This window comes from Cryocola sp. 340MFSha3.1 (genome assembly GCF_000383315.1).
Lineage (GTDB): Bacteria > Actinomycetota > Actinomycetes > Actinomycetales > Microbacteriaceae > Leifsonia.
In genome coordinates, this window is the sequence record NZ_KB911087.1 from 198,609 (window position 1) to 211,950 (window position 13,342).

General features: G+C 70.7%; 9 protein-coding genes and 1 pseudogene. 4 read left to right on the forward strand and 6 right to left on the reverse strand.

The annotated features are described in order from the left end of the window. Positions 1 to 28 precede the first annotated feature (28 nt). Positions 29 to 1,249: an amidohydrolase gene (locus tag H284_RS0100995; protein ID WP_020074836.1), complete on the reverse strand. Its 1,221-nt coding sequence runs from the start codon at positions 1,247 to 1,249 to the stop codon at positions 29 to 31. Between the two features lie 87 nt (positions 1,250 to 1,336). Between H284_RS0100995 and H284_RS0101000 the strand changes: the two genes are divergently transcribed. Beyond that, a complete protein-coding gene (locus H284_RS0101000; protein WP_018190902.1) occupies positions 1,337 to 2,218 on the forward strand; it encodes an NAD-dependent epimerase/dehydratase family protein in 882 nt (293 codons plus the stop codon). Positions 2,219 to 2,368: 150 nt separating this feature from the next. Further along, entirely contained in the window at positions 2,369 to 2,629 is a 261-nt protein-coding gene (gene rpsT, locus H284_RS0101005; RefSeq protein WP_018190901.1) for a 30S ribosomal protein S20, read from the forward strand. A gap of 141 nt (positions 2,630 to 2,770) precedes the next feature. On the opposite strand, the gene holA is transcribed toward rpsT, so the two are convergent. Further along, entirely contained in the window at positions 2,771 to 3,811 is a 1,041-nt protein-coding gene (holA, locus tag H284_RS0101010) for a DNA polymerase III subunit delta (protein ID WP_029042767.1), read from the reverse strand. 608 nt (positions 3,812 to 4,419) lie between these two features. Then, positions 4,420 to 6,207 (reverse strand): annotated as a pseudogene (locus H284_RS21240) (ComEC/Rec2 family competence protein); the annotation flags it as partial. 183 nt (positions 6,208 to 6,390) lie between these two features. Here H284_RS21240 and H284_RS0101020 point away from each other — a divergent pair. After that, positions 6,391 to 7,455: a hypothetical protein gene (locus H284_RS0101020; RefSeq protein WP_231371036.1), complete on the forward strand. Its 1,065-nt coding sequence runs from the start codon at positions 6,391 to 6,393 to the stop codon at positions 7,453 to 7,455. Between the two features lie 9 nt (positions 7,456 to 7,464). Here the strand turns inward: H284_RS0101020 and H284_RS0101025 are convergent, their stop codons facing one another. The 3 genes from H284_RS0101025 to pabB all read right to left on the reverse strand — a co-directional run bounded on the left by H284_RS0101025 (position 7,465) and on the right by pabB (position 12,517). Next, positions 7,465 to 8,127 carry a ComEA family DNA-binding protein gene (locus tag H284_RS0101025; RefSeq protein ID WP_020074840.1) on the reverse strand — a complete coding sequence of 221 codons (663 nt, stop codon included), beginning with the start codon at positions 8,125 to 8,127 and terminating at the stop codon, positions 7,465 to 7,467. Between the two features lie 235 nt (positions 8,128 to 8,362). Next, positions 8,363 to 10,987 carry a leucine--tRNA ligase gene (gene leuS, locus H284_RS0101030; RefSeq protein ID WP_020074841.1) on the reverse strand — a complete coding sequence of 875 codons (2,625 nt, stop codon included), beginning with the start codon at positions 10,985 to 10,987 and terminating at the stop codon, positions 8,363 to 8,365. A 129-nt stretch (positions 10,988 to 11,116) separates the two neighbouring features. Further along, positions 11,117 to 12,517 carry an aminodeoxychorismate synthase component I gene (pabB, locus tag H284_RS0101035; RefSeq protein WP_020074842.1) on the reverse strand — a complete coding sequence of 467 codons (1,401 nt, stop codon included), beginning with the start codon at positions 12,515 to 12,517 and terminating at the stop codon, positions 11,117 to 11,119. A 17-nt stretch (positions 12,518 to 12,534) separates the two neighbouring features. Here pabB and H284_RS0101040 point away from each other — a divergent pair, with 17 nt between their 5' ends. Beyond that, positions 12,535 to 13,335: an aminotransferase class IV gene (locus H284_RS0101040; protein ID WP_020074843.1), complete on the forward strand. Its 801-nt coding sequence runs from the start codon at positions 12,535 to 12,537 to the stop codon at positions 13,333 to 13,335. Positions 13,336 to 13,342: the final 7 nt, after the last annotated feature.

Here is a 13,342-nt window from a genome sequence, read left to right on the forward strand (position 1 = left end):
GTGACCGGACGCACTGCGGGCCGCGTGCTCAGGCGAAGCGCTCATTGCGCTCCACCACCTGCCCGCGACCGTCTTCGAACCGGTAGACCTCCGCGCCGTTGATGTAGACGCGCTCGGCGCGCGAGTTCACGTCCAGCGGATCGCCCGACCAGACGACGACGTCGCCGTCGAGACCCGGCGTGAGCGAGCCGACCCGGTCGTCGAGGCGGAGGAAGGCGGCCGGGTTGACCGTCAGCGCCTCGAGCGCGGTCTGCCGCGGCAGGCCGTCCTTCACCGCGAGGGCCGCCTGGTACACGAGGAAGTTGATCGGGACGACCGGGTGGTCCGTGGTGATAGCGACACGGACTCCCGCCTTGGCCAGGGTCGCCAGATTGGCGATCGCCCGGTCGCGCAGCTCGACCTTGGACCGCGAGGTGAACATCGGGCCGAAGATGACCGGGATGTCGCGCTCGGCCAGCACGTCGGCGATCTTGTGCGCCTCGGTGCCGTGGTTGACCACCAGGCGATAGCCGAACTCGTCGGCGAGGCGCAGCGCCGTGGCGATGTCGTCGTGGCGGTGGGTGTGCTGGTCCCAGGCGAGCTCGCCGTCGAGCACGCGCGCCAGGGTCTCCTTCGCCAGGTCGCGCTCGAACGGCTTGCCCTCGAGCTCGGCGTTCTCGCGCTGCACCCGGTAGTTCTGGGCGGCGACGAACGCCTCGCGGATGATCATCGCGACCCCGAGCCGCGTGCTCGGCGTGGCGTTCTTCGCCCCGTAGACCCGTTTCGGGTTCTCTCCCAGAGCGGACTTGACGCTCACCGCCTCGTGGATCACCTGCTCGTCGATGATCCGGCCGCCCCAGGTCTTGATCGCGACGGTCTGACCGCCGATGGGGTTGCCCGACCCGGGCTTCACGACCACCGAGGTCACTCCGCCGGACAGGGCGTCGCGGAAGCCCTCGTCGTCGATGTTGATGGCGTCGATGGCGCGCACCGCGGCCGTGTTCGGCGTTGTCATCTCGTTGGTGTCGTCGCCCGCGGGACCGTTCGCCTCCTCATGGATGCCCACGTGCCCGTGCGACTCGATGAACCCGGGCAGAACCCACTTGCCTGCCGCATCCACCACCGTCGCGCCGTCCGGCACGGTGACGTCTGACGCGGTTCCGACCGCTTCGATGACCCCGTCCGTGACGAGGACCACGCCGTTCTCGATCGGCTCCTGGGAGACGGGGACGACGTAACCGTTGACGATGGCGATGCTGGAGGTGGTCATGGAACGAGCCTACGCGCGCCCTTCCGCCGGGCCGCGCCGAACAGCGGCCCTGGGGAATGTTCGAAGGACGGTCGTGTTGTGGACGATATGAACATCCTGCTCACCGGCGCGACCGGCTTCATCGGATCCTCTGTCCTCCCCCGGCTCCTCGACGAGGGCCACAGCGTCACAGCGCTCGTGCGCGACGACCAGAAGGCGGACGTCGTGCGGGCTGCCGGCGCGACAGCACTCGTGGGTGACGCGGCCGACGCCGCCCTGGTGGAGCGCGCGGCACGCGAGAGCGACGGCGTGATCCACCTGGCGTCGTCGAAGGATGTCGATGCGGTGCTCGTGCCGGCGGTCCTCGCCGGACTCGCCGGCACCGGCAAGCCGTTCGTGCACACCGGAGGAATCTGGACGTACGGCGACAACGACGACATCACCGAGGAGTCGCCCGCGCAGCCGCCGGCGCTCACGGCATGGCGCGCAACGGCCGAGCAGCTCGTCCGCGACGCGGAGGGTGTGCGGGGCACCGTGGTCGTCCCGTCGATCGTCTACGGACACGGCAAGGGCCTCGCAAACGTGATCGTGGATGCGCCCCGCGGCTCCGGCACGGTACCCGCCCTCCGCCTGATCGGCGACGGATCGCAGCACTGGGCGACGGTGCACGTGGACGACCTCGCCGCCCTATACGTGCTCGCACTGGAACAGGGCGCGGCCGGCGCGACCTACATCGGGGCGGGCGGGCAGAACCCGACCGTTCGGGAGCTCGGGGAGGCCGCCGCACAGGCGGCCGGGATCGCCGGAGGGGTCGCCGCCGAGTCGGTCGACGAGTCGCGCGGCCGCCTGGGCGAGGCGCTCACGGACGCGCTGCTGCTCGACCAGCAGGCGCGCGGAACCCGCCCGCGCATCGACCTGGGCTGGGAGCCGAACGGCCCGAGCCTGCTTGAGGAGCTGCTCGTCGGGTCCTACGCGCCGGCTCGCGTCTGACCGCGATCCGCACCGTTTTGCCGCTGGGCGGTCTGCGCTGGTAATGTTGTTTGTTGGCTTGCGTGTGGATGTGTCCGCACGAAACGCCGCAAGGCGCCCTCTCCGCTGAGCGGCACATCCCTAACTCATCCAGAACGAAAGTGACCATTCGTGGCAAACATCAAGTCGCAGATCAAGCGCAACCGCACCAACAAGAAGGCCCAGGAGCGCAACAAGGCCGTCAAGAGCGAGCTCAAGACCGCCATCCGCGCCACCCGTGAGGCCGTCACGTCGGGCGACAAGGACAAGGCGACCGCGGCGCTGCGCGTCGCCGCCAAGAAGATCGACAAGGCGGCCAGCAAGGGCGTCATCCACAAGAACCAGGCGGCGAACCGCAAGTCGGCCATCGCCAAGCAGGTCGCCGCGCTCTAAGCGACGACCGCCAGCGGGACCTGTCCCGCGCCGCGAGAGAGCCCCCTCCTGGACTTCGGTCCGGGCGGGGGCTCTCTGCATGTGCGGGGCAGGCGCGACAGACTCGCGTACACGAGAGTGCGACCGTGCCCGCCGTCCGCGTCAGCCGCGGCCGCGCGCGCTGATGATGCGGATCATGTGCTCGAGCGCGAACACCGGATCGCGGCCGCCGCCCTTGACGCTGGCATCGGTCTCGGCGAGCAGTTCGATGCAGCGACCGAGCCCGTCCTCCGTCCAGCCCGCCAGGTCACGGCGGGCGCGGTCCACCTGCCACGGCGCCAGGCCGAACTGCTGCGCCAGTTGACCGGAGCCGCCGCGTGCGCCGGAGATCTTGGCCATGGTGCGGATCTTGCTGGCGAAAGCGGCCACCATCGGGACGGGGTCGGCACCTGACGCCAGTGCGTGCCGCATGGTGACCAGAGCCTCGCCGTGCCGGCCGGCGATCGCCGCGTCGGCGACCTGGAAGGCGTTCGTCTCGACGCGACCTCCGTAGTACTTGTCGACGGTGGCTTCGGTGATCTGCTCCGACGAGTCGGAGAGCAGCTGCTGGCAGGCGGCAGCCAGCTCGGCGAGGTCGTCTGAGAAGGCCGATGTGATCGCCCGCAATGCGCCCGGGGTCACCTTGCGACCGGCCGCCGCGAACTCGGCTTGAGCGAAGTCGTACTTCTCGGCGTCCTTCTTGAGCTCGGCGCAGACGATCTCGATTCCGCCGCCGGTACCGGAGCGGATCGCATCGAGCAGCTTCTTGCCCCGGACGCCTCCCCCGTGGCGGAGGGTGACGACGGTGCCGTCGGCCGGAGATTCGAGGTAGGCGAGCATGTCCGAGAGGAACGCGTCGTTGAGCTTCTCGACGGCCTCCACACGGATCAGGCGCGGCTCGCCGAACAGGGAGGGGCTCGCGAGTGTGAGCAGCTCGCCGGGGGCATAGTCGCCCGCGTGGAGGTCGCTGATCTCGAGGCTGGGATCTTCGGCCTTGAGTGCGTCACGGAGCGTGCGGACGGCCCGGTCGGCGAGGAAGGCCTCGGCCCCGGTGACGAGGACGATCGGCGCGGCACGTACCTGGTTCCAGGGAAGCTGCGGGATCGCGCTCGTGGCGGCACGCGTCTTGCCCGCACCGGTTCTGCTGCTGCTTCGGGTGGCCACATTCCTCCTCGTCCGTATCCAGGATACGGGCGGCCACTGTCAGTGCTGTCCGGCGTGCGTTCGCTCCAGAGCCGCACCGCCGGACCCGTGCGGGCCGGAGACGTCGCCGACACCAGGAGCATCCCCTGATCGTCGGTGCGAGCGACGGCCGTTCCGCTGTCTGCCAGCATCCGGAGCGCGGACGCCGTCGGATGCCCGTAGCCGTTGCGGACGCCGACCGACACCAGCCCCAGCCTGGCGTGAAGCCGACGGTAGAGGTTCGGACTCTGGTCCGCGGATCCGTGGTGCGCGACCTTCACGACATCCACCGGGTGCACCGCGCCGGCCGCGATGAGCGTATCCTGCGCTTCCTCGCCGAGGTCGCCCAGGAAGACCGTACGGAGGCCGCGGCCGTCGGTCTCCAGCGTGATGCTTCCCGCATTGCCTGTGTCCTCCTGGCCGCCTGTGGGCTGCGCCGGCGGCCAGAGCACGCGCCAGCTCACGCCTCCTAGCCGTCCCGACAATCCTGCGTAGCCGTGCTCGGTCGGCACTCCCGCCGCCCGGAGGATCGCGAGCGTGCGCTCGTCGGCATCGCGCACCGGGCGCTGAACGATCGCGTGCTCGACGCGACCGGCGACAGCGGACAGCCCGCCGACGTGGTCGGCGTCGAAGTGGCTCAGCACGAGGAGGTCGATCCGGGTGATGCCCAGGCGGTCGAGACATGCCGCCGCGGGCTCCGGCTCCCGCCCGACATCGATCATGGCGACGGCGTCGCCGTCGCGGATCAGTAGGGCGTCCCCTTGGCCGACGTCGCAGGCGGCGAGCTGCCAATCGGGCGGAAGTGCGAGCGCGCGCCCGACGAGCCCCCCGCCCAGCGTCGCGAGGTAGACCACCGCTCCCCCGCACAGGGCGACGACGGCGACGATCGAGACGACCCGGGAGGAGTTCCGCCCGAGAACGATCACGGCGACCGCGACGAGGACCGCCGCACTCAACAGCACTCCGACCAGCCCCGGCGCCCACGGCGCCGCGACACCAGGAAGCCGGCTCGTGAACACCGCGACCTGGGCGATCCAGGCAGAAGGCAGCCACGCTAACCAGATGACCGCCTGACCGAGCCCGGGCGCCAGCGGAAGCAACGCGCACGCGATGCAGCCGAGCATCGTGGCCACCGGTGCCGCCGGCTCGGCGAGCAGGTTCGCCGGCACGCCGTATAACGGCAGCGTCGGCGCGAGCAGGAGCAGCACCGGCTGGCAGGCGAGCTGGGCGGCCGTGGGGACCGCGACGGCGATGGCCAGCGACTGCGGCATCCAGCGAGTGAAGAGTCGGCTCAACGGTCCCGCGAGGACCAGCAGCCCGGCTGTGGCGAGTACCGACAGCACGAAGCCGTAGTCGCGCGCCAGCCAGGGGTCGTGGACCAACAGAACGACCATCGCGAGAGCGAGGGCAGGAATGCCGTCCGCAGGCCGGCCGCGCGCCAATCCGATCAGCAGCACCGCCGCCATGACAGCCGCCCGGATGACGCTCGCTCCCGGTCCGACCAGCGTCACGAAGGCCGCCAAGGCTGCGGCGGCCGCCAGGATGCGCGAGCGGCGTCCGAGCCCCGCCAGACGCGCGAGGCCGAAGACCAGGGCGATGACGAGAGCGCAGTTGGCACCCGAGACGGCCGTGAGGTGGCTGAGCGATGCCGCCTTCATCGCCTCGTCGAGGTCGACCGACACAGCGGTCTCGTCACCGATCGCGAGTCCGGGGAGCAGCGCGCCGCCGTCACCCGGTGTCGACGCCGCGGCTCGCGCGAAGGTCTCGCGCGCGGACGCCGCCCAGCCGAGCCACGGCGGCGGAGCAGTGGCCACGGCCACGTCGTCTCGCGCGCTGACCGTGTATGTCGTCGGCTCTCCAGGCTCCTCACGCCGGACGGTGCCGTGGACGCGGACGACAGCTCCGAACGCGCAAGCACGGGCGTCGTGCGCGCTCGCGCCGAACAACACCGACACCGGGATAGACGCCCCTCCGCCCTCCGTCCGGCCGCGCAGACTCCAGCGTGCGCCCCCGTCGAATCCTGCGGCGACCCGCTGCGGGGCCCGCTCTACCCGCACCAGGATCGAGACCACCTCCGACTCCGACACCGCGGATTCGAGTCCCGGGGACTGCCGTGACGGCGTCTGCGCGGTAACCGCGACGGCACCGACGGCCACCCCGACGAGCGTCAACGCGACGAGCGGGACCCCACCACGCGAGGAGCGTGCCGACGACCGACGTCGAGGACCGACCGCCAACCGGACACGCCATGCGAGAGCACCGATGGCGATCGCGCTGGACGCGAGAGCGACGACCGGGGCGAGCTCCGGTACGCCGATGAGCACCGCTACCGCGATCCAGAGCGCACACGCGGGCAGGGCGAGCCGCAGATCAGGCATCGGACGACTTCTCGCCGCCCACGATCAACCGAACCAGCCCGGTTGCGGCGACGTCTGGTGCGGAAGCGCCGCGGGGTCGGGAAAGGGAGTCAGGTGGGTGTCGCATCCCTTCACGCTAGGAACCGACTGAGGTGCCCCATCCCGACGACCACTGATCAGTGGATAACTGCCAGAGCAATCGGAGTGTGGACGATACAGCCGCTAAGTCTGCGTGAACGAGAACATCACACCGTCATCGATCGGCCCCACACCTCGGACGCTGTGCTCGGTAGTGAGCATATTCGGGTCGTCGATGCGACGCCCGGACCGCACGCGCTTGCTACGCTGACGACGACACAGGGAGGACCATTGGGATTGTTTCGACGCCGCAAGGACGAGCCGCAGCCTGCGGATCGCATCGAATGGGTGACTTCAACAGCCAGACGGATTCTCGCTGAGCGAGGCGTCGAGACGACGATCGAATACGGTGCCGAACCGGAGGACGTCAGGCTGATCGCCGCCGACGGCCAGCTGTATCCGCTCTTCAACGCCTTCGCCAAGACCCACGGTGCGACCGCAGATCAGGCTGTGACGGTGGTCACCCAGCACATCGACAATCTGCTCGACGCACGAAACACCCCGGCAGCCACGCAGCTGTCCGCCGACCAGTTGCGACGGCAGGTGCGAACGCGGATCCTCCCCGGCGGCGTGGGCGGCCCGAACGAACCGACGTTCTACTATGCGCGACCGTTCACCGATGATCTGATTCTCGCCCTCTGCGTCGATTTTCCAACCACGGTGAAGTTCATCGACGACTCTGACATCGACGACCTCGCTCTGAGCGTGGACGAGCTGTACGCGTACGGGCAGCTCAACACCGACCGGGAACCCGTCGACGAGCGCATCGAGCCTGTCGAGGGGATCCACGTCATCGCCGGGGACTCGCTGTTCACGGCGTCGAAGGCCGCGAACCTGCCCGCCGTGCTCGGCGCCGCTCCTCTGGGGACGCTTTTCACCCTGCCACACCGTCACATGATCATCGCTGTCCCCATCACCGGGCCGGAGACGATGGCCGCCGTCGAGCACCTGGTGAGTCTCACCCAGCATGTCCTCAGCGGTGGCCTTCCCCCTGGCGGCGTCATATCCGCCGACGTGCTGTTCTCACGCAATCAGCAGGTCACCCGAGTCTCATCGATGGATGAGAACGGCAAAGTGTCGATCATGGTCGACGACCGCCTTCAGGAAGCACTGGAGGAAGCCCTCGGCTGACCGCGGGCATCAGACGACCACCCGATCCTTGAGGCCGTCGACTAGCTTCTGCCCGATCCCGGAGACCTTCAGGAGGTCCGTGACGGCGCCGAACCGGCCGTTCGCGGCCCGCCAGTCGACGATCCGCTGAGCGAGCGTCGGGCCGATCCGCGGCAGCGTCTCCAACTCCGCCGGCGTCGCCGCGTTGAGATTCACCGGCACGCCAGGCGCACCCGTCGCACCGCCCGCGCCGCCCGTCCCTGCGGCCGGCCCACCGGATGCAGCTCCGCCCACCGGGGGCGGGTCGCCGATCCGCGGCACCACCAGCTGCTCTCCGTCGGCGACGGGCCGCGCGAGGTTCACCGCGGCGATGTCGGCGCCGTCGGCTGCTCCCCCGGCGGCGGCGACCGCATCCACCACCCGGGACCCCGCCGGGAGGTCGACGAGCCCGGGCTCCCGCACCGCGCCCGTGACGTGCAGGAGCAGCCGCCCGCCAGCCGCGGACGGCCCCGACGTCGGCAGGCCGCTCGCGCCGGCGGACGGCGGCAGCGTCGCTCCGAGGTCGATCGACGCCCCCCGCTGCGCGGTCGCCGACACCAGTACGGCGACCACCGCTGCGACGATCGCCAGCACGATCGCCGCGCCCACACCGATACGAACCCGCCGCGAACCCCGGCCGTCGGCCGCCTCCATCGGCTCGAGACTCTCGGCACCGACGTCCGGCTCCGGCCCCGGCTCCGAACCGGACCGCTCGGGTACGCCGGAACCGACGGCTGAGGGCTCGGCACGGTGTCGCATCCCCTCACGCTACGAAGCACCGTCGCCACAGAGCCCCACCACCACCGCATCCGTGGAGAGACGACGGAAGCGCCGGGCTGTGAACAACCCGGCGCTTCCGACGACGTGCCCGCTCAGACGGGCGCTGCGCTCAGCCGCGCGGCTTCGTCGCGATGTTGACCAGTCGCGGTGCGCGCACGATCACGTTGACGATCTCGCGGTCGCCGACCGAGCGCACAACGGCCTCGGAACCGCGCGCCAGGGCCTCGAGCTCGTCCGACGCGATCTTCGGCGAGACCTCCAGGCGGTCGCGCACCTTGCCGTCCACCTGCACCACCGCGGTCACCGACTCCTCGATGAGCAGGGTCGGGTCGGGCTTGCGCCACTGCGCCAGTGCCACCGAGGGCTCGTAGCCGAGCTTCGCCCACATGTCCTCCGCGGTGTACGGGGCGAACAGGTTCAGCGCCATCGCGATGACCTCGGCGGCCTCGCGGACGGCGGCGTCGCCCGCACCGGGCCCGGAGTCGATCGTCTTACGCGTGGCGTTGACCAGCTCCATCAGCCGGGCGACGACCACGTTGAACTTGAACGACTCGACCAGTCCGGGCGCGTCGGCCAGGAAGCGGTGGGTGACGCGGCGCAGGGCCGGGTCGCCCGTCTTCCAGACGACGTCGGGCGCGCTGGTCACGTCGTCCGCGATCCGCCAGGCACGCGCCAGGAACTTCGCGCTTCCCGACGGCGAGACGTCCGCCCAGTCGATGTCGTCCTCCGGCGGGCCGGCGAACGCCATGGTCAGGCGCACCGCATCCACACCGTGCTCGTCCAGCTGCTCGGACAGCTTCACCAGGTTGCCGCGCGACTTCGACATCGCCGAGCCGTCCATCAGCACCAGGCCCTGGTTCAGCAGCGCCGTGAACGGCTCCGTGAAGCTGATGTAGCCCAGGTCGAACAGCACTTTCGTGATGAAGCGCGCGTACAGCAGGTGCAGGATGGCGTGGGTCACGCCTCCGACGTACTGGTCGACCGGCGCCCACTTCTCCGCCTCGCGCGGGTCGAACGCCTGGGTGTCGTCGTTCGCCGACAGGAACCGCAGGAAGTACCAGGAGCTGTCCACGAACGTGTCCATCGTGTCCGTGTCGCGCTTGGCCGGTCCGCCGCAGTTCGGGCAGGAGACGTTGACCCAGTCGGTCGCTCCGCCCAACGGGCTGGTGCCCTTCGGCTGCAGGTCGAGGCCGTCTGCCGGCGGCAGCAGCACGGGCAGCTCCGACTCGGGCACCGGCACCTCGCCGCACTGCTCGCAGTGGATGATCGGGATGGGCGTGCCCCAGTAGCGCTGTCGCGAGATCAGCCAGTCGCGCAGGCGGAAGTTCTTCGCCGGTGCGCCCAGGTTCGACGCCTGCAGCGCCTCCGTCACGCGACGGATCGCGTTGGACTTGCTCAGGCCGTCGAACGGCCCCGAGTTGATCAGGCGCCCCTCTCCGGTCAGCGCGACGCCCGTCTCGGACGGGTTCTCGAGCGCTGCCTCCTCCGGCAGGATCGGCTCTCCGGTCTCCGGATCCGTGTGGATGACCGGGATCGCACCGGTGACCGGCTGCGTCGTGTCGACGACGACCCGCACCGGCAGGTCGAAGGCGCGCGCGAAGTCGAGGTCGCGCTGGTCGTGCGCGGGCACGGCCATGATCGCGCCGTGACCGTAGTCGCTCAGCACGTAGTCGGCGGCCCAGATCGGGATGCGCTCCCCGGTCAGCGGGTTGATCGCGTGACGCTCCAGGAACACGCCGGTCTTCTCGCGCTCCGTGCTCAGGCGGTCCATCTCGGTGGTGCCGCGCACCACATCCAGGTAGTCGTCGAAGCGCTTGCGCACCTCGGGACGCGCGCCCTCGACCAGCTCGCTGGCCAGGTCGGAGTCGGGCGCGACCACCATGAACGTCACGCCGTACAGCGTGTCCGGACGCGTCGTGTAGACGGTCACCGGCTCGTCGCGGCCCTCGATGCGGAACGTGACGTCCGCGCCCGTGGAGCGACCGATCCAGTTGCGCTGCATCGAGATCACCTTGGACGGCCAGGCGCCCTCCAGCTGGTTCAGGTCGTCCAGCAGGCGGTCGGCGTAGTCCGTGATCCGGAAGTACCACTGCGTCAGCTTCTTCTTGGTGACCAGGTTGTCGCATCGCTCGCAGCGGCCGCCGACGACCTGCTCGTTCGCCAGAACCGTCTGGTCGAACGGGCACCAGTTGACCTGGCTCGCCTTGCGGTACGCCAGGCCCTTCTCGTACAGCTTCAGGAACAGCCACTGGTTCCAGCGGTAGTACGCCGGGTCGGAGGTCTGCAGCACGCGGTCCCAGTCGAAGCTGGGCGCGTAGCGGCGCATGCTCGCCTTCTGCTGGGCGATGTTGTCGTTGGTCCAGCCGGCCGGGTCGAGGCCGCGCTTGATGGCGGCGTTCTCGGCGGGCAGGCCGAACGAGTCCCAGCCGATGGGATGCAGCACGTTGAAGCCCTGCTGGCGCCAGTAGCGCGCGATCACGTCGCCCAGGGCGTACGCCTCGGCGTGACCCATGTGCAGGTCGCCCGACGGGTAGGGGAACATGTCGAGGATGTACTTGCGCGGGCGGCTGTCGGCGGGGTCGTCGGTCGCGAACGGCCGCAGTTCTTCCCAGACCGGGAGCCACTTGTCCTGGATGGCGGCGAAATCGTAGGCGGCGCGCTCGTCGTGGGCGCGACCGGTCTGCTGGGGGGTGCTCGCTGCCGTGGTGCCGGCTGCGTCGTGCTCGTGTGCCACGTGACTCTCAATCTCGGTTCCGTCGTGCCGCGTCGGGATTTCTGGCGGCACGGAAGAGGACGGGCGGCGCGCGCCCGGTACTCCAGACTACTAAACGTCGGCGACGTCCAGTCCGTTCCCAGCGCGCCCTCAGTTCGCCGTGGGCGTGCTCCCGCCGCTGAGTCCGGCCGCCGCCAGCAACGCCGCCGCCTTCACGCGCACCTCCGCCAGCTCCTCCGCAGGGACCGAGAGCGCGGTGATGCCGCCTCCCGCGCCGATCACGACGGCGTCGCCGCTGAAGTGGATGCTGCGGATCACCATCGCGAGATGCGCGGTGCCGTCTACTCCCAGGTAGCCGAAGCACCCGGCGAACGCCCCGCGCGGGCCGCCCTCCAGCCGGTGCAGGATGCGCATCGCACTCAGCTTGGGCGCCCCGGTCATCGAGCCGGCCGGGAAGCACGCGGCCACCGCATCCACCGCGCCGAGCCCGGGGCGGAGCCGGCCCTCGACCGTCGAGACCAACTGGTGGACCTGCGCGTAGCTCTCCACCGCGAGCAGGTGGGTGACCTCGACGGAGCCGACCTCGCACACCCGCCCGAGGTCGTTGCGCATCAGGTCGACGATCATCACGTTCTCGGCGCGCTCCTTCTCGCTCGCCTCCAGCTCCGCGCGCAGTTCGACATCGGCGGCGACGGTGGCTCCGCGCGGCCGCGTGCCCTTGATCGGGCGGGTGCGGACGCGACCTCCGTCGACGCGCAGGAACTCCTCCGGTGACGAGCTCACGAGCGTCTCCCCGGCGATCCGCACGAAGCCGGCGAACGGCGCCGGGCTCGCCCGCCGCAGCCGCAGGTGCACGGCGAGCGGGTCGGCGGCGCTGCGCGCGGAGACGCGGTTGGTGAGGCAGAGCTGGTAGGCGTCGCCCGCCCTGATCGCCTCCTGACACGCCTCGATCGCGGCGAGGTAGGCATCGTCGTCGTGGCGCCAGTGAGCGACGGACTGCGGGATGGGGTGCGCGGCCAGGTAGGCGTCGGCGGTACCAGCGGCGGTCGCCAGCGCCCTCACGGTCGCGTCGATCCAGGCCGTTCCCTCGGCGTCGTCCGGGGCGACGATCTCGATCGTCCGGTCGGCGAGGTCGAAGGCGACAACGCGGTCGACGAAGAGCAGGGATGCGTCGGTCGTGCGGCCGTGCTCCGGCACCGCGACCGGCGCACCGGCTGCCGACGCACCGGCCTCGTAGCCGAGACGCCCCCACCAGCCGATCGGAGCGGCGAGGCGCTCGGCCTGCTCGCCGTGCCACAGTCCCAGGTCGGCGCCCAGGGCATCCAGCACGTCCCCGGGCTGCGTCACGCCGTCGACGGTGACCGTGCCGTCGGCGACGGACGCGGTCATCCGCACACGGCCCGTCCCGATGTATGACCGGCCGCTGAGGGCCTCCGGCCCGCTGTCGAGCCAGACCGCATCCACACCGTCCGAGCCGCCGAACAGCGTCGCGAACGCGTCGGCCGAGTCGACCCAGGTGTCGAGCGGCTGCACGCGGAGCGGGGTGAGCACCGGACTAGCCTAGGCGAGTGGACACGCACAGCACCGGACCGGTCAGCTCCCTCGCCGACTGGGCGGGCGGTGAGCTCCGCGTGCGCGACGACTGCGAGGTGACGGAGACCGAGCTGCTCGGCGCCGACTCGTTCCTGGTCCGCGACGGCCGAGTGCTGGCGCTCGGGCTGCACCGCAGCCGGTTCGCCGAGACCGTGCGCGAGCAGGGCTTCGCCGACCGCGCCGAGGTGGACGCCTTCTGGGATGCCGCGATCGGCTCGCTGCCGCGCGAGGGCGACTGGTTTCCACGGTTGGAGCTCGTGCGTACTCGCGACGCCCTGCGCCTGCGGTTCCGGCTTCGGACGGCACCAGAACTGACCTCCGAACTGGTGGTCGCGACCGCCGACGCCGACCCGCGCGTCGTCCCGCACCTGAAGGGGCCGGACCTCGATCGGCTCAGCGCACTCCGTCAGCGGGTGCAGCGCCGAGGGGCGCAGGAGGCGATCATCCTCGACCACGGCCGCGTGTCGGACGGCACGACGACCGCACTGCTCTGGTGGCGCGGTGATGCACTGTTCGCGCCGCCCTTCTCGCTCCCGCGGGTCGACAGCGTCGCCGCGCGCACGGTACGGGGTGTGGCCGCTGCGCTCGGCGTCCCGGTCGAGGATGTGGCCGTCCGGCCGTCGGAGTTGGAGGGCGCGGTGCTGTGGGCCGTGAACGCGCTGCACGGCATCCGCGCCGTCACCGCATGGGTGGGCGGGCCGGCTCTCGCGCAGGATCCCGCGCGGACCGACGCCTGGCGCGCGCGGTTCGCCGCGCTGGCGCGACCGCTGCCCTGATCCGCTC

Bases quoted from the DNA above. Each gene is read 5' to 3' on its own strand.
- H284_RS0100995 (WP_020074836.1), bottom strand. From the start codon at position 1,249: ATGACCACCTCCAGCATCGCCATCGTCAACGGTTACGTCGTCCCCGTC.
- H284_RS0101000 (WP_018190902.1), top strand. From the start codon at position 1,337: ATGAACATCCTGCTCACCGGCGCGACCGGCTTCATCGGATCCTCTGTC.
- H284_RS0101025 (WP_020074840.1), bottom strand. From the start codon at position 8,127: ATGGAGGCGGCCGACGGCCGGGGTTCGCGGCGGGTTCGTATCGGTGTG.